Here is a 14,502-nt window from a genome sequence, read left to right on the forward strand (position 1 = left end):
CTACACCAAAAAATGGAGACAACATGGCTTTACTACGCAATTCCCTGGCGCTGCTTGCGCTGGCGGCGGCCGGCGCTGTGCAGGCTGACAATATCTCGCTTCGCATCGGCTTTAGCGAAGGACGTGCGGGCGCGGAATTCAAGCCGCTGCATGCGGAGGTGGGCAAGTTCGCCGTGACGCCCAATGTGCGCCAGGGCGCCGAGGATGACCAGTGGGTGGTGGTGGCCAAGGATGCGCAAGGCCGCGTGCTGCATGAGGTGAGCGTCAACAATGGCTTGCGCCGCCACGTGGAGACTTTTAACCCGCGTTCGGGCGCTATCGACCTGTCGACCACGGTGCAGAAGCGTGAGGGCAGCTTCGAGGTGTCGCTGCCGTTCGATAAGGCGACTGCCAGCGTGGAAGTGCTGCCGAAGCAGGGCGCAGCTAGCGGCGCCAAGGCCGCCGTGGCCGCGGCAGGGCCGCTGGCGCGCTTCGACCGCAGCGCGCTGGAACAGGCTGCGGCCAGCGGCAAGACCGCCCGTTCCGCCATGCTGGCCGCAACGCCGGCTGCAACGGCGACGACGATCCTGAATAACGGCAGCGCGGCGACCCATATGGACTATGTCTTTATCGGCGACGGCTATACGGCCGCTGAAATGGACAAGTGGCGCGCCGATGCGCAGAAGGTGATCAACGGCTTCCTGGCTGATCCGCTGTTCAATGCCAACCGCGCTTCGATGAATATCCATCGCGTCGACGTGGCGAGCAACCAGTCCGGCGTGGACGAAATCGACAAGGGCATCTACCGCGACACGGCGATGGATGCGGAGTTCGGCTGCTATAACATCGAGCGCCTGCTGTGCGTGAACGATACCAAGGCGACCAATATCGCCGGCTCGGTGCTGGCGCCCGATGCGCGCGATGTGATCGTGGTGATCGCCAATTCGACGCGCTATGGCGGCTCGGGCGGTGCGGTGGCGACGCTGTCGATGCACGCTTCGTCGATCGAGGTGGCGCTGCATGAAATCGGCCACACGGCATTCGCGCTGGCTGACGAATACGAGTACGGCACCTGCAGCACGAGCAGCGAGCCGACCGAGGTCAATGTGTCGCTGAACGGCACGCGCTCGGTCAAGTGGGGCAACCTGATTGCCGGCAGCACGGCGGTGCCGACCGGCCTGGGCGTCTACCCGAATGGCACTGTCGGTACTTTCGTCGGCGCCCAGTACTGCGGTTCAGGCAAGTACCGCCCGACCGAGAACTCGCGCATGCGCACGCTCGGCTATCCATGGCATGCGGTGAATGAAGGTGCGGTGAAGAAGGTGTTTACCAAGTACACCGGCGCTGGATCGGTGACGCAGACCGGTTCGCTGGCCAATGGCGGCAGCGCAATCGCGCCGAGCGCTTCTCCTGGCTGGGTGCAGGCCGGTGCCGGTACCTTCTCGCTGCAACTGAGCGGCCCTTCCGGTGCCGACTTCGACCTGTTCTTGTACAAGTGGTCGGGCAGCGCCTGGGCCAAGGTTGCGGCCAGCGAGGGCAGCACTTCCAGCGAGTCGATCAGCTACAACGGCACGGCGGGCTATTACTATGCGCAGGTGAAGTCATACTCGGGCAGCGGCAACTACTCGCTGAGCTACGCCTTCCCTAAGCCTTGAGTTCACGCTGGCGCGCCTTCGGCAGGGCGGAAAACGCCTTGTCGTAGGACCATTGCACCAGTTCGGCCAGGTAGTCCTGCGGGAAGCTGCGTACGTCGACTATCGTGACCCAGTGAAACCGGCCCATGTAGCGGGCCGGTTTCACTCCCGGCATGCCGGTGAGTTCGAGGAAGCGGTCGGGCGTGGTGCGCAGGCTGAAGCGCCACCGTTCCGGTTCGCTGGTCTTGAAGTAGGCGAAGGTCTTGCCGCCGATTTTGTAGCTCAGTACATTGACCGGCGGCGCATGCAGCAGGCTTTCCGCGCCGGGCAGGCTGGCGCAGTGGGCTTTCAACTTCTCTGTATTCATGGCGGTCAGGCAGGGCGGATTGACGGGGGCTCGGGCTGCAAGGATGCATGCTTTTTTGCCAAATTGCCAGCATATTCATGGCTCCGGCCATGCTAATATTTGGCCTATGATTGCCTCGGCCCTGTTTACTCCCGCCCAGCAAAAGCTGCTGGGTTTGCTGTTTGTGCGCGTGAATGAGGGTTTCCACCTCAACGAAATCATGCGCCTGACCGGGCTGGGCAGCGCTTCCGCGCAACGCGAGCTGAAGCGCCTGCATGAATCCGGGCTGATCGTCTCCGAGCGCATCGGCAATGTGCGCCAGTTCCGTCCGAATAAGGAAAACCTGGTCTATTCCGAGCTGGCCAGCCTGGTCAAGAAGACCTTCGGCCTGGTCAGCGTGCTGAATTCCGCGCTGGCGCCGATGCGCAAGCAGCTCAGCGTGGCATTCGTCTATGGCACTACGGTCAAGGAAGCGGAAGATTCCACTGCGCCGGTCGAGCTGCTGCTGATCGGCGAGAACACGACCTACGGCGAGCTGCTGAACCGCCTGCCGGTGGCCGAGCGCCTGCTGCGCCGCAAGATCAATCCCAACCTGTATTCAGTTGACGACTTCCAGCGCCGCTTGCGCGAGCAGCAGCCTTTCATCCTCAAGATGCTGGGGGACCGCAAGGTGTTCGTACTGGGCGACGATACCGACCTCGATAACATCATCAAAGAAGTCCACCCGGAGGAGGAGCATGGAGACGCGTTACCGGACGTTTAAGGAGTTCTACCCCTACTACTTGCAGGAGCATGCCAACCGCACGTGCCGCCGCCTGCATTTCGCCGGCTCCTGCATCGTGCTGCTGCTGCTGGCAATGGCCATGGTCACGGGCGAATTGGCACTGCTGTGGCTGCTGCCCGTGGTCGGCTACGGCTTCGCCTGGGCCGGCCATTTCTTCTTCGAACACAACCGGCCGGCCACCTTCAAGTATCCGCTGTTCAGCCTAATGGGCGACTGGGTAATGTTCCGCGATATGCTTGCGGGCCGCGTTGCGTGGTGAGGCAGCCGAGCACGGCAGGCTGATGGCCACGCGGGTATAGCGCCCCGCCTCCGACTCGCAGCCGATTTCGCCGCCGAAGGCCGACACCACGCGTTTGCAGAAGGCCAGGCCCATGCCGGTGCCGCCGCCATTGCGGTGGGTGGTGTAGAACGGCTCGAACACGTGCGGCAGCACATCGGGCGCAATGCCGTGGCCGTTGTCGGTCACCACCAGCCAGTTGTGCATGCCGCGCGAATAGCATTCGACCTCCACCGCGCCGCTGCCATTCACCTTTACTGCCTGCAGCGCGTTCTTCAGCAGGTTGTACAGCACGAACATCAGCAGCACGTCCGAGCCATGGAAACTGTATTCATTGCGGATGGAGACGCGCACCTGCGAGCGTTCGGCGCCCGAGAAGGGGTAGCAGGCCATCGCTTCATCCACGCACACGCTGACCGAGTGCACGGTGAAGCTCTCGCTGCGCATGATGCCATCGCGGGCCGAGGCCAGCAGCATGTCGACGATGAAGTTCGAGCGCGACACTTCGGCATCGATGCTGCGGGCGATCTCGCCCAGGTGTTCCAGCTGGCGCGTGCCCAGCGCACCCTGGTGCTCCGGCCGGTAGCCTGCAATCAGTTCGGGCAGGCTGCGCGCCAGGATGCGGGTCTGGCTGCGGATGCTGGCCAGCGGGGTGCGCATCTCATGCGCAATGGTGGCGGCGGCGGCCATCGGGTCGGCCAGCAGGTTATGGCGCACCATGGCCTGGGCGATCAATCCCAGCGAGGCCATGATGAATACCACGCCCGGTGGATAAATCTCGACCCCGTAGTTGCACAGGTAATCGCTGGCTGCGCCGAAGTAGATCAGGATGCTGACCAGTACGTAGCGCAAGCGCGTGCGTTCGGTCGATACCGCGCGCTGCTGGCGGCGATACAGCAGCCACAGGGCGCGCCCGATCACGATCACGGTCTGCGCCAGGTGCAGCGGATGCAGCCAGCCCGCCTTGGGATAGGAACCGTAGAAGTAGTGCTGCAGGCCGGACAGCATCCAGTCGGTGGTCGGCAGCAGCAGGCCCAGGCCGCAGGCGAACAGGTAGCTCGCATAGAGGCCGGGGTGCTCGTCCTTGCTGCCGGTCAGTTCGATGATGAAGTGGTACAGCGTGGTGGGCAGGAACAGGATGGGCAGGTAGCCCAGGCGTGCCAGCGCCATGGCCGTGGCGTCGTTATGGGTCAGGAACAGCAGCGCCCAGCTCGCCTGCCAGAAAAAGGTCGTGGCACAGACGGCGAAGAAGGTCAGCCCGACCCGGTTCGGGCCGCGCGAGCGCAAAACGTACAGCCCATAGCAAATAAATAGGGCTGAGACCAATGCCGGTATTAGCGCATACATTGAGTTTCCTCAGCTTAAAAACGGATTGTTAACAGCTTATTGTCAAGAAATTGGACAAGTATTGAGGAATATCAATAGTTCGGCGCGCCAATCGGAAAAAGTAAGGGCTGGCATTAAGCCGTTTTACTTTTATGGAGAAATAGTCCTATGTACATGCACGTCCCAGCCCCCGACGCCCCTGCCGCAGCTGAAATGACATTCCACCACAAGATTTCGATTTTCCTCAAGGATTCCAACGCCTACGGCAATACCTATTTCGCACGGTATTTTGAATGGCAGGGTATTTGCCGGGAGAAGTGGTTTTACGAATGTATTTCGCGCGATATGCTGCAGGAGGAGGGAGTATTTATTACGAAACACGCCCAGAATGATTATCTGCAGGAGACTTTCCCGTTCCAGGAAGTGTCGTGCGAGGTGAATACCTACGATGTACGGAAATGCTCGTTCTGGCTCGAGTTCCGCTTTTATGCCGACGGCCACCCGGTTTCGGTGGGGCGGCAGCAGATCGTCTTTGCCAACCATGCGAAGCAGATCTCGCCGCTGCCCGAGCTGGTGCTCAAACGCATCAAGCGCTACGCGCTAAAAAAATAGCTACTCGTAGACGGTGCCGATGCCCAGCAAGCCCGGCAACGGCACTGCTTCTGCCTGCGCGGGCCAGTCGGCCAAGCGCACGGTAACCACCTGGTAGCTGCCCATGCTGCGGTTTTCAAACGGAAGGCCGGGCTGGGCGGCAATGCGCCGGCTGGCGTCCGCCTGGCGCAATTGCACCGCCGCATTGGCATCGCCGGGGGCGTAAATGAACTTGACGCCCTTGCATTCCTTGCCCAGCAGGCGCAGGCGGTAGCCGGAGGCACGCTGGGCGGAAATCAGCTGCTCGCAGGCTTCGCGCAGCATGGACAGCGGATAGACGCCGTCGTCGCGGGTGCGGATCGAATAGCGGCCGCTGAACTGGTAGTAGCCTTTGCGCCGGTTCAGGCGCAGCACCGCGTCTTCGTCGAACGCCTGCTTCAGCAGCGGCAGGGTAGCGCGGCCCAGCATGTCGACGGCGATATCGAGATTGGTGGTTTCCCCCTCCAGCTTGATGTGCAAGCCTTCCATCGGCGCTTCCGGCGCCAGCGGACGGATTTGCAGGTGCGCCTGGATCAAAGGGCGCTTGGCGACATACGGTGCGAAAAAGCTGGCCGCCTTGTAGGCCTGGCGATAGCTGTGCCACTCGGCATCGGCCGCCGCCACCACCTGCACCACGGGCATGTCGTCGCCGGCGCGCGCGGGGGCCGCGGCCAGCAGGGCGGCGGCAATCAGCAAGGGTCGACCATTCATGGGACGCAATTTTAATGCAAGCCGGGCCGGGCACCCCTGCCGAAAGTCATGCCCGCGGCGAAACACATTGCCGGCGGCGTCGCCGCGGCGGGTAGAATTGCGGCGCTATCAATTATTTGTCAGCTATGCCCGCCATTCTCCCGTACCGGCTGCGTCCCGGCAGTGCCGCCGGCATCATCCTGCTTGCCAGCCTGGCCGGCGCTGCCATCGAAATCCTGGTGCCGTGGTATCTGGGCCCGGACAGTGCCGACCTGTTCAGCGCTGCCGGCGTGCTGGCGCGCCGCCTGGCCGGCCGGTACGCTGCGGCCCCGTCGCTGGTCCGGGCAGGCTCGGACCATGCCTTGCTGGCCTGGCACATCTTCCTCGCCCTGGCCGCGCTGCTAAGCGCTGCGTTCATCGCCGCCACCGCGCTGCAGCTGCAGCCGCGCCGGCGGCGGACGCCTGCTGCCAGCCGCTGCTTGCTGGCGCTGCAACTGGCCAGCGCCTGTGCGCTGCACTCGGTGGTGTTATCGATGGTGCAGGGCGCCATGCTGGCCAGCCACCTGCCGCCGCGCCGCGCGCTGGCGGCACTGGCAGCCATGCTGGGGCTGAATACCGTATCGGTTGGCGTGCTGGCGGCGCTGGCGCTGCAAGAGGGTATTTCCGCCAGCGACGGCAAGGCCACCGCGATGGTTCTGTACGTATTGCTGGAGCAACTGGTGGTCTTGCTCACATTCGCGCTGGGCTGGCTGGCGTCAAGCGAACGGCGCAGCCGCCAGGCGCTGGCTGCCAAGCATGCCGAGCTGTTGGCCACGCAGGTGCTGCTGGCCGACACCATCCGCGAATCGGAACGCATGCGCATCGCGCGCGACCTGCACGATTCGACCGGGCATCACCTGACGGCGCTGAAACTGCACCTGGACCTGGCGCGGCGCAAGGCGGGCGAGCGGGCCGACGCTTCGCTGCTGACCGCGCATGAGCTTGCGCGCGAACTGCTGGCGCAAGTGCGGGCCGTGGTGGCCGCCGAACGGCAGGCGGTGGGCGTCGATCTGCGTCTGGCGTTGCAGCGCCTGTGCGCCGGCATCCCGCAGCCGGCCGTTACGCTGCGTGTGGCCGAGGCCATGCAGGCGCCGGCGCCGGCGGTGGCGCACGCCATCTTCTGCTGCGTGCAGGAAGCCCTCAGCAATGCCGTGCGCCACGCGCACGCAGCCAACCTGGTGATCGAGATCGTCCAGCGTGACGGACAGCTGCATGCGGCGATTGAAGACGATGGCGCCGGCCGCGGCACGGCGCAGGAAGGCAACGGCTTGCGCGGCATGCGCGAGCGCCTGGCCTTGCTGGGCGGTGTCCTGCATGCTGCCGACTTGCCGCAGCGCGGTTTCGGCCTGCGCATTACCTTGCCCAATACAGGAGTGCAGCCATGATCCGCGTCGTGCTGGTGGATGACCAGATGCTGGTGCGCAGCGGCATTCGAGGACTGCTCGACATGACACCCGACATCCGCGTGGTGGCGGAGGCGGCGGATGGCGCGCAAGCGGCCGCACTGCTGGCGCGCACCGAAGCCGACGTGCTGCTGCTGGACGTGCGCATGCCGCATTGTTCCGGCCTTGAGCTGCTGCGTGGCGGCCAGGCGCTGCCGCCAGCCATCCTGCTCACCACCTTCGATGACGAAGAGGTGCTGTTCGAAGGCATGCGCGCGGGCGCGCGCGGTTTCCTGCTGAAAGACATATCGCTGGAGCGCCTGGCGGACGGTATCCGCAGCGTAGCGCAGGGTGGCACGCTGTTCCGGCCCGCGCTGACCGAGCGCACGCGCGCAGCCTTCGAGAGCGCACGCGGCGTGCACGATGCCGGCGGCACGCTCAGCGAGCGCGAAATCGAGGTGCTGGCGCTGGTGGCAGCAGGCATGAGCAATGCGGAAATCGCGGCCGCACTTGTCCTGAGCGAGGGCACGGTGAAGAACCATGTGTCGAGCATCCTGGCCAAGCTGGGCGTGCGCGACCGTGTGCGTGCGGTGCTGCATGGCCTGGAAATGGGATTGATCTGATGCGCGCCGCCGTCCTTCTCTTGCTGGCGGTGTCCTGCCAGGCGGCCGCCCAGTCGCCCGTTACCCTGATGCCGGAGGGCAGCAGCGAAGGCAGCGCCGGCCTGGTGTACGGCGAGGCGTGGGCCCGGCGCGGCAGCAATGCGCGCAAGGCGTTCGTCATTCCCTGGTTCTCCATGCAGTGGAGTAACGGCGCCTTTGTGGAAGGATTGTCGGCCGGATGGAAGCTGTCGGAAGAGGTGCATTTCCAGTACGGGCCCGTGATCGGCCTGAGTACCCCGGCGCAGGGCGCTGGCGGATCACAGCTGACACCTGGCGGTTTTGTGCTGTGGCGGGTGCTGCATAACGTTGAAGTGGCGGCGCAGGCTGGCGTCGGCGCCCGGGATGGCAGGGTGAAGGCCGACCTGGCGCTCAACTGGGCCTATTCGATCGATGCCGACCACAGCCTGGTGCTGCAGGCAGCCGCCGGAAATGACGAGGGATGGAACCATCGCCTCGGTGCGCGCTGGTCTTGGCGGCTGGGGCGCCGCCATACCCTGATGAGCTCAGTCACGGGCATCCGCCTGGCGGGCAGCAGCGCCCATGCGCCCGGCATCGAGCGGCGCAGTAGCGTCGCCGTGAGCGCTGCGCTGCTGTACCGCTTTTAGAAGCTGTATTTCAGTCCGGCGGAATAAGCGCCGCGCCCGAAGTGCCGGTTCTTGTTGCCGATTTCAACGCGGCCGAAATGCTCGGCCTCCACGGTCAACGTCAGTGTATCGCTCAGTTTGTAACCCAGGCCCACGCCCAGCAGCGGCGCAAAGCCGCGCTTGCTGTCGGCGGTACCGGCCAGGCCGTCGATGCGGTAACGCTGCGCCGCTATGCCGGCACGGCCGAACAATTCAAAGGAATCGCCAAGGTGCCAGGTGCCGCGCGCGGCGAGGTACAGGATGTCGGTTGAAATGCCTGCCTTGACGCCGGTCGCGGCAAAGCGGTCCTTGCCGAAGCGCGCATAGCCTGCCTCCAGCGCGAAGCTGTCGCTGAGGTTAATGCCGCCGTACAGCTTGAAGCGCAGCGGGTCGTTGCTGCCCTTGATGCGGCCGGCCTGGGTATCGAGGTGGCTGTCGCCCGGGGCGATGACGGCAACACCGGCGAAGTAGTCTTGTGCACTCGCACTGCCAGCGCAGCACAAGGCAATGATGGAGATGAGGCGTTTCATTGAATCCCTTTCAGTGATGGCACGGTTGGTGTGCCGTGCCGTCACTGTAGGGAAGGCAGGGCGCACGCGCACCTGCCGAAAGTCATGCCGCCTTACCTGGCGCCGGCGATCCAGGCGTCGACTTTGGATTCCAGCAGCGCGAGCGGCACGGTGCCGTCGCCCAGTACAATGGCGTGGAACTTGGCCAGCGTGAACCTGCTGCCCAGGGCTTTCTCGGCCTTGGCGCGCAGCTCCTGGATCTTCAGGGCGCCGGTCTTGTAGGCCAGGGCCTGCGCCGGCCACACCATGTAGCGTTCGGTCTGGTTGCGCGCCACGCTTTCATCGCCCAGGGTTTCGGTCATGTACCTGATCGACTGCTCGCGGCTCCAGCCCTTGGCGTGCATGCCGGTGTCGACCACCAGGCGCACCGCGCGCAGCATTTCGTCGTTCAGGTGGCCGAAGTACTGCGCCGGATCTTCGTACAGGCCCATTTCCTTGCCCAGGGTTTCGGCATACAGCGCCCAGCCTTCAGTGAAGGCGGTATTGCCGCCGAACTTGCGGAACTTCGGCATGTCCAGTTCCTGCATCAGGGCGATGTGGAAGTGGTGGCCCGGTTTGCCTTCGTGCAGGAACAGGGTGTTCATGCCGGTACTGCCGTATTTGGCCGGGTCGGTCACCACCGACCAGAACACGCCCGGACGCGAGCCATCCAGCGCCGGCGCGGTGTAGTGGTCGGAGGCGGTGTCGCGGCTCAGCTCAGGTTCCAGGCGCAGGTCGAGCTTGGCCTTCGGGATCAGGGTGAACATGGAGGGCAGCTTGGTGTCCAGCAGGTCGTTGAGCTTGTGGTACACGGCCTGCACTTCGTCTTCCGTCTTGAACGGGAAGAATTTCGGCTGCTGCGAGATCCAGGTCGGCAGGCCGGCGGCCGCGCCGGTGTAGCCCAGCTTCGGGCCCAGCTTGGCGTATTCGGCCTGAATGCGTGCCACTTCGCGCAGGCCGGTCTGGTGGATTTCTTCCGCCGACTTGCTGGTGGTGGTGGAATCGGCGATACGCACCTTGTACCACGCTGCGCCATTCGGCAAGGCGCTCCAGCCGGTGCTGGTGCGGCAGGCCGGGATGTATTCCTTCTCGACGAAGGCGGACAGCTTGCCCAGGGCAGGATTGAGCTTGTCGGCCACAGTGGCGCGGTAGGCGGCGGCCAGGCGCTGCTTGTCGGCATCGCTGAAGCCGGCAGGGAACCTGGTCACCGGCGTGAAGTAGATGTTCTTTTCAGGCGTTTCGCTGACCAGCTTCTGGAACTGCGGCAGCGCGGCAAGCATGATGGCTTTCGGCTGGGTGATGCCCTTGGCCATGCCTTCCTTCATATTGGCGATGGCCTGGTCGATCCAGCCTGGCAGCTGGTTCAGGCGGCTCAGGTATGCCTCGTATTCCTTGACCGTGGTCAGTGGCTGCGAAGCGTCGCCGCCGGAGAAGTTGGCCAGGGTGACCGGCATGCTGCTCATATGCTCGATCGGCAGCAGGTGCTCCGGGAACGGCTCGTAGGCCAGGTAGGTCTTCAGCTCGAAGGCCATCACGTCGTAGCTGATACGGTCGCCGCGATCGAGCTGGGCGCGCGGGATCGCCTGCAGGCGCTTGGTGAAGTTGCGGTACAGGTCGAACTGCCTGGCGCGCGAGGCTGGCCAGATGGCGGTGCCGATCTGGTCGTCGAAGCGGTTGTCGCCGTTCTGCGTCGCGCCTACCGGATCGAACTTGGCGATGGCATCGTAATACTCGTCGGCCAGCGCCCAGAACTGCTTCTTGGCCGCCTCATTGCTCCTGGCCGGAGCTTTCTCTACCGCCGCCGGCTTGGCTGCGGCAGCATTGGCGTGGACAGGGGCATAAGCCAGCAAAACGGCCGCCGCCAGCGCGCCGAGGGTAATACGATGTTTCATTTGTCTTGATCCGGGTAAATGAAGGAGCGACAAGCATAGCCCAGCGAGGCCGCTGCTACAATGTTGCAAGATCGCTCAACAAGAGGGAGGAAGCAGCATGTCGTATCCGCACATCGTTCGGAAGGCCGCCGCGCAGGAAGCGGAAGGCAGCTTTTCGCATCCCTGGAATCCGAACTCGGAAATCAGCGGTTCGCAGCTGTCGCGCATGGCGGGCTTGAAGCGCACGGGCGTCAGCATCGGCCGCCTCAAACCGGGCAAGGAGTCGTTCGCCTACCATCTGCACCATAACGAAGAAGAGTGGGTGTATATCCTTTCGGGGCGCGGCGTCGCACATATCGACGGCGAGGATTACCAACTGGAGCCGGGCGACTTCGTCGGCTTTCCCACGCCATCCAGGGCGCACCAGATGATCAACCGCGGCAGCGAGGACCTGGTCTACCTGATGGGCGGCGAAAACCTGGCAAGCGAAGTGGCGGACTTCCCGCTGCTCGATCGCCGCATGGTGCGCACCGGCGACAAGATCAAGGTCTACAAACTCTCGGAAGGCAAAGACTTCGGGCCGCTATGACAAAATACCTGGCGATGATGATCGCAGCGGCGGCGATGGCCGGATGCGCAACGCAAACCGTGCCGCGCGGCTGCAGTGCGGAAAAATTCGAGGACTTCCTGCCGCGCTACATGAGCGACCGCCAGTTCGCGGGCGAGCGCACAGTGTTTCCCCTCGAATCGCTGGACAGAGCGGACGAAAGGAAATCGCTGGTAACGCGCGAACAGTTTGCGGCGTCAACCCTGCTGGGAGACATGATCAAGGCCGATCACCTGTCGATCAGGCAGCAGGCCAATGCGGGCGGCATGGAGCTGAACCTGTTGCGGCCGGATTCCGATTCGTTGACCTATTTCTACCGCTTCCGCCAGCAGGAAGGCTGCTGGTACCTGTGGCAATTCGAAGATTCATCACTGTGAACATATGCTGAGCAAGCGCGGAATGTTTTATATGTTGTTGGCGGGCGCCCTGGTCGGCGGCATGTGGTATTCGACGCGGCTGCTGCCGTCGCTGACCAAGGGCGTGCAAACCATGCGCAAGGGCTGCGGTCCGAAAGCGCCCGAATCGTTCGACGCCTTCCTGCCGCGCTACCAGTCCGACCGCATGTTTGCCAATGCGCGTACTACCGATCCGCTGGAGAAGGTACTCAATGGCGCCGAAGGCCCGGCCACGACCATGGTGCCGCGCACCGAGTACCGCAGCCAGGAGCTGCTGGGCGATATCGTGAAGAAGCACGGCATGGCCGTGCGCCGCGAGGCAGGAAAGGCGGAGGTGGACGCCGGCCCGCTTACCTACCGCTTCCGCCTGCAGGGCGGCTGCTGGGAGTTGTGGCAGGCCGAGTCCTGATCCTTACGCAGCGTCCAGCGACTCCGCACCGGTCATCAGCGATTCCACTGCGCGCTCGAACAGCGGCGAATACTCCACCGGCCGCAGGCTGCCATCGCGCATCGCCGCCAGCAGCGCGGCACGCGAGTACACCACTGGCGTGGAATGGTCTGCAGCCGTGAACAGGAAGCCGGCATTGCGCGCTGCGACTGCCCCCAGGCGCAGCGGCACGTAGCTGCCTTCGGACAGCAGTTCAAAGCCGTTGCCGGCCTGCGCCCATTGCAGCCATCCCTCTTCGTAGCTGGACACCGGAGCCAATGCCGGGTCGGGCTGCACCGTGGCCAACACGCCGTGCAGTGCAAACTCGGCGCTGAACTGGGCCTGTGCCGGCAAGGCATCGGCATGGGTGGCGGCCACCAGTGCCGGCTGGCCGGGATCGATGGCAGCGAAACGCTCGCGCAGTCCCGCTACATTCATGCGTGGCGCGGTGGGCATCGGCATATTATTGGACAGCACGTCCATGTGCAGCGATACCAGCTGGTCCAGCGCCGTCTGCGCCTCTTTTTCGTTCATGCCGATCGTTGCCAGGCCGGCCCGCAGCTCGCGCCCCAACGCCGGCAGCATTTTCATCAGCACTGCACGCTCTTCCGGCAGGATCTTTTCCTGGGCGCTCCACACCAGTTCCGGCAGCAGCTTGCCGTAGTCCGGCTCGCGGCCGTAGGTATGCACCATCACTTGCGCCCAGGTGCCGGTGATGAATTCCATCATGCGGCGGTCGACATTGACCGATTCGAGCTGGCCACGCAGGGCGTCGGCCAGGGCTGCCACGAACGGCGCCACTTTCACCGCGCGTTCGAAAGCCGGCATCGCGCGGTGCACGACCGGATCGCTTTCGCGCAGCAGGGATGCCACGAACCCGTCAAGCTCCAGGCTCGCTTCGGCGAACGCGGACGGGTCGTGCTCATACTGCTGCAGTACCTGGTTGACCAGCCGCTCCACTTCGCCCAGCAACGGCGGCATCAGCGGCGAATCGGCGCCGATGCCGACGGCCGCGCTGCCAATGCGGTCCAGCAGGTGGCGCGCAGGCAGGTGGGATCCTTGCAGCACCGCCAAGTCCTTCAGGGCGGCGCGCAGGAAGGGCGCATGCAGGCGGCACAGTTGCTCGCGTATTGGTTTGGGCAGCTGTTCATCGTTCAGGATGAACTCGAACAGCAGGCCGATCAGTTCCACCACGATGCGTTCCGAACCGTGCGGCAGGTTGGCCATCCGGTCGAGCAGGGCCAGCGGCGGCTGCAGCCCGCTGCCGGCATGTTCGCGCTGGAGTTGGCGCAAGGCGTTATCGAGCTGCACGCGCAAAGTGTTTTGCGGCTGCGGGGCGCTGCGCCGGAGGCCGGACGGATTGAACATGCTGAAGACCAGCTCCTGCAGTTCCGGCTTGGACGCCATGTTTTGCTGGCCCTGCAGGATGCTCGGCGGCGAATCCTGCTGGATTTCCTTTTGCACCGCGCCCAGTCGCGCCACGCGCTGGCGCATGCCAGCGTCGGCGTCGGCCTGCCCGGTTGCCGCGCGCTGCCAGGCCAGGCGATCCTGTTCCAGGCGGTTCAGCGCCGACGGGCGCGCTACCAGGCGCGAGCGAATGCCGCGCGATTCGAACACTTCGCGCAGTCGGGTGTAGAAGTCGCCCAGCTCCGCCGTCATGGCTTGCGACAGGGTGTCGAACAGCAGTTTGCTTTGCGCTTCGTCCGGCACCATGGCGTGCAGCGCGTCGTACAGGGAGCGCGCCAGCAGGTAAGGGCGGAACGGGTTTTCACGCTCGCGCACTTCGCTGTCGCCGTGCATCTGGGCGATGATCAGGTTGAGGTGGCCGAGACTGAGCTCGTCGGCGTCGCGCAGTTTCAGCAGCAGGCGCTCGACTTCGATCTGGCGCGTTACTACTTCGTCATCGATCAGGGTCAGGGTATCGGCGCTGAAGTTATGCAGGCCGGTGCGCAAGTCGGTGTGCATGGTCTTCATGGCGCGCGACAGCAGGCCTGCGTAAGAGCGTTCCATGCGCGCGCGCATGGCTGCCCCCTGCTCGCGCAGGAAGACGCGGCTTGGCCCGGCGAGGCGCTGTTCCGCCGGCGGCGCTGTACGCAGGGCTTCGCCCAATACAACGTCAGCCTGGTCGGTCATCCGTTTGCACAATGTCGCAAAGCCGGTTTGCGCTTCTTCTAGGGCGAGTGCAAGCACCCTTTTCAACGTTTGCATATGCCAGATTCTATCGAAATGTTGCGCCCAACAGTCAACAATTTAACGGTCGAAAGTGTGTCAAAATGCAATTT

General features: G+C 64.1%; 16 protein-coding genes. 10 read left to right on the plus strand and 6 right to left on the minus strand.

Translation table 11 applies throughout. The annotated features are described in order from the left end of the window. Window positions 1–23 precede the first annotated feature (23 nt). The gene (locus tag ASE26_RS15150) at window positions 24–1,634 is read left to right on the plus strand and encodes a M64 family metallopeptidase (RefSeq protein ID WP_055928309.1); all 1,611 of its coding nucleotides are present in this window, start codon (window positions 24–26) and stop codon (window positions 1,632–1,634) included. On the opposite strand, the gene ASE26_RS15155 is transcribed toward ASE26_RS15150, so the two are convergent. Then, window positions 1,624–1,980, minus strand: a complete 357-nt coding sequence (locus ASE26_RS15155; protein WP_055928313.1) for an MmcQ/YjbR family DNA-binding protein — start codon at window positions 1,978–1,980, stop codon at window positions 1,624–1,626. The two genes, ASE26_RS15150 and ASE26_RS15155, sit on opposite strands and share 11 nt — an antisense overlap. A gap of 106 nt (window positions 1,981–2,086) precedes the next feature. On the opposite strand from ASE26_RS15155, the gene ASE26_RS15160 reads away from it, so the two are divergent. Both ASE26_RS15160 and ASE26_RS15165 read left to right on the plus strand, forming a co-directional pair. After that, window positions 2,087–2,722 (plus strand): transcriptional regulator, encoded by a 636-nt coding sequence (locus ASE26_RS15160; protein ID WP_055928316.1) that lies wholly within the window; start codon window positions 2,087–2,089, stop codon window positions 2,720–2,722. Next, entirely contained in the window at window positions 2,697–3,002 is a 306-nt protein-coding gene (locus ASE26_RS15165) for a DUF962 domain-containing protein (RefSeq protein WP_057246505.1), read from the plus strand. Before ASE26_RS15160 ends, ASE26_RS15165 begins: the two co-directional genes overlap by 26 nt. Here ASE26_RS15165 and ASE26_RS15170 read toward each other — a convergent pair. Continuing rightward, the gene (locus ASE26_RS15170; RefSeq protein ID WP_055928322.1) at window positions 2,946–4,367 is read right to left on the minus strand and encodes a sensor histidine kinase; all 1,422 of its coding nucleotides are present in this window, start codon (window positions 4,365–4,367) and stop codon (window positions 2,946–2,948) included. The genes ASE26_RS15165 and ASE26_RS15170 overlap by 57 nt on opposite strands. A 147-nt stretch (window positions 4,368–4,514) precedes the next feature. Here ASE26_RS15170 and ASE26_RS15175 point away from each other — a divergent pair, with 147 nt between their 5' ends. Next, window positions 4,515–4,958 carry a thioesterase family protein gene (locus ASE26_RS15175; RefSeq protein WP_055928324.1) on the plus strand — a complete coding sequence of 148 codons (444 nt, stop codon included), beginning with the start codon at window positions 4,515–4,517 and terminating at the stop codon, window positions 4,956–4,958. Here the strand turns inward: ASE26_RS15175 and ASE26_RS15180 are convergent, their stop codons facing one another. Continuing rightward, complete coding sequence (locus tag ASE26_RS15180; protein WP_055928326.1) at window positions 4,959–5,687, minus strand: hypothetical protein; 729 nt, start codon at window positions 5,685–5,687, stop codon at window positions 4,959–4,961. Between the two features lie 125 nt (window positions 5,688–5,812). Between ASE26_RS15180 and ASE26_RS15185 the strand changes: the two genes are divergently transcribed. Genes ASE26_RS15185 through ASE26_RS15195 form a run of 3 tightly spaced genes read left to right on the plus strand, consistent with a single transcriptional unit; the run spans window position 5,813 to window position 8,354 of the window. Beyond that, on the plus strand, window positions 5,813–7,090 hold the full coding sequence (locus tag ASE26_RS15185) for a sensor histidine kinase (protein ID WP_055928329.1): 1,278 nt from the start codon (window positions 5,813–5,815) through the stop codon (window positions 7,088–7,090). Further along, a complete protein-coding gene (locus ASE26_RS15190; protein WP_055928332.1) occupies window positions 7,087–7,710 on the plus strand; it encodes a response regulator transcription factor in 624 nt (207 codons plus the stop codon). Before ASE26_RS15185 ends, ASE26_RS15190 begins: the two co-directional genes overlap by 4 nt. Then, window positions 7,710–8,354: a hypothetical protein gene (locus ASE26_RS15195; RefSeq protein ID WP_055928335.1), complete on the plus strand. Its 645-nt coding sequence runs from the start codon at window positions 7,710–7,712 to the stop codon at window positions 8,352–8,354. Before ASE26_RS15190 ends, ASE26_RS15195 begins: the two co-directional genes overlap by 1 nt. Here ASE26_RS15195 and ASE26_RS15200 read toward each other — a convergent pair. Continuing rightward, complete coding sequence (locus ASE26_RS15200; RefSeq protein WP_057246506.1) at window positions 8,351–8,902, minus strand: outer membrane beta-barrel protein; 552 nt, start codon at window positions 8,900–8,902, stop codon at window positions 8,351–8,353. The genes ASE26_RS15195 and ASE26_RS15200 overlap by 4 nt on opposite strands. 92 nt (window positions 8,903–8,994) lie before the next feature. After that, a complete protein-coding gene (locus ASE26_RS15205; RefSeq protein WP_055928341.1) occupies window positions 8,995–10,812 on the minus strand; it encodes a DUF885 family protein in 1,818 nt (605 codons plus the stop codon). Window positions 10,813–10,909: 97 nt separating this feature from the next. On the opposite strand from ASE26_RS15205, the gene ASE26_RS15210 reads away from it, so the two are divergent. From ASE26_RS15210 to ASE26_RS15220, 3 genes are read left to right on the plus strand one after another with little or no spacing between them, the layout of a single operon-like run. Then, window positions 10,910–11,380: a cupin domain-containing protein gene (locus ASE26_RS15210; RefSeq protein ID WP_055928343.1), complete on the plus strand. Its 471-nt coding sequence runs from the start codon at window positions 10,910–10,912 to the stop codon at window positions 11,378–11,380. Further along, complete coding sequence (locus ASE26_RS15215) at window positions 11,377–11,775, plus strand: DUF4348 domain-containing protein (protein WP_055928346.1); 399 nt, start codon at window positions 11,377–11,379, stop codon at window positions 11,773–11,775. Before ASE26_RS15210 ends, ASE26_RS15215 begins: the two co-directional genes overlap by 4 nt. Window positions 11,776–11,797: 22 nt before the next feature. Continuing rightward, the gene (locus ASE26_RS15220) at window positions 11,798–12,202 is read left to right on the plus strand and encodes a hypothetical protein (RefSeq protein ID WP_156397940.1); all 405 of its coding nucleotides are present in this window, start codon (window positions 11,798–11,800) and stop codon (window positions 12,200–12,202) included. Window positions 12,203–12,205: 3 nt separating this feature from the next. Here the strand turns inward: ASE26_RS15220 and ASE26_RS15225 are convergent, their stop codons facing one another. Next, window positions 12,206–14,428: a DUF1631 family protein gene (locus ASE26_RS15225; protein ID WP_082507223.1), complete on the minus strand. Its 2,223-nt coding sequence runs from the start codon at window positions 14,426–14,428 to the stop codon at window positions 12,206–12,208. Window positions 14,429–14,502 lie beyond the last annotated feature (74 nt).

Source organism: Duganella sp. Root198D2 (genome assembly GCF_001428585.1).
Taxonomy (GTDB): domain Bacteria; phylum Pseudomonadota; class Gammaproteobacteria; order Burkholderiales; family Burkholderiaceae_D; genus Rugamonas.

What these genes read in the sequence shown, in the direction of transcription:
- ASE26_RS15195 (WP_055928335.1), top strand. Translation starts at nt 7,710, where the DNA reads ATGCGCGCCGCCGTCCTTCTCTTGCTGGCGGTGTCCTGCCAGGCGGCC.
- ASE26_RS15200 (WP_057246506.1), bottom strand. Translation starts at nt 8,902, where the DNA reads ATGAAACGCCTCATCTCCATCATTGCCTTGTGCTGCGCTGGCAGTGCG.
- ASE26_RS15175 (WP_055928324.1), top strand. Translation starts at nt 4,515, where the DNA reads ATGTACATGCACGTCCCAGCCCCCGACGCCCCTGCCGCAGCTGAAATG.
- ASE26_RS15160 (WP_055928316.1), top strand. Translation starts at nt 2,087, where the DNA reads ATGATTGCCTCGGCCCTGTTTACTCCCGCCCAGCAAAAGCTGCTGGGT.
- ASE26_RS15150 (WP_055928309.1), top strand. Translation starts at nt 24, where the DNA reads ATGGCTTTACTACGCAATTCCCTGGCGCTGCTTGCGCTGGCGGCGGCC.
- ASE26_RS15205 (WP_055928341.1), bottom strand. Translation starts at nt 10,812, where the DNA reads ATGAAACATCGTATTACCCTCGGCGCGCTGGCGGCGGCCGTTTTGCTG.
- ASE26_RS15210 (WP_055928343.1), top strand. Translation starts at nt 10,910, where the DNA reads ATGTCGTATCCGCACATCGTTCGGAAGGCCGCCGCGCAGGAAGCGGAA.
- ASE26_RS15170 (WP_055928322.1), bottom strand. Translation starts at nt 4,367, where the DNA reads ATGTATGCGCTAATACCGGCATTGGTCTCAGCCCTATTTATTTGCTAT.
- ASE26_RS15215 (WP_055928346.1), top strand. Translation starts at nt 11,377, where the DNA reads ATGACAAAATACCTGGCGATGATGATCGCAGCGGCGGCGATGGCCGGA.
- ASE26_RS15185 (WP_055928329.1), top strand. Translation starts at nt 5,813, where the DNA reads ATGCCCGCCATTCTCCCGTACCGGCTGCGTCCCGGCAGTGCCGCCGGC.
- ASE26_RS15165 (WP_057246505.1), top strand. Translation starts at nt 2,697, where the DNA reads ATGGAGACGCGTTACCGGACGTTTAAGGAGTTCTACCCCTACTACTTG.
- ASE26_RS15225 (WP_082507223.1), bottom strand. Translation starts at nt 14,428, where the DNA reads ATGCAAACGTTGAAAAGGGTGCTTGCACTCGCCCTAGAAGAAGCGCAA.
- ASE26_RS15190 (WP_055928332.1), top strand. Translation starts at nt 7,087, where the DNA reads ATGATCCGCGTCGTGCTGGTGGATGACCAGATGCTGGTGCGCAGCGGC.
- ASE26_RS15220 (WP_156397940.1), top strand. Translation starts at nt 11,798, where the DNA reads ATGTTTTATATGTTGTTGGCGGGCGCCCTGGTCGGCGGCATGTGGTAT.
- ASE26_RS15180 (WP_055928326.1), bottom strand. Translation starts at nt 5,687, where the DNA reads ATGAATGGTCGACCCTTGCTGATTGCCGCCGCCCTGCTGGCCGCGGCC.
- ASE26_RS15155 (WP_055928313.1), bottom strand. Translation starts at nt 1,980, where the DNA reads ATGAATACAGAGAAGTTGAAAGCCCACTGCGCCAGCCTGCCCGGCGCG.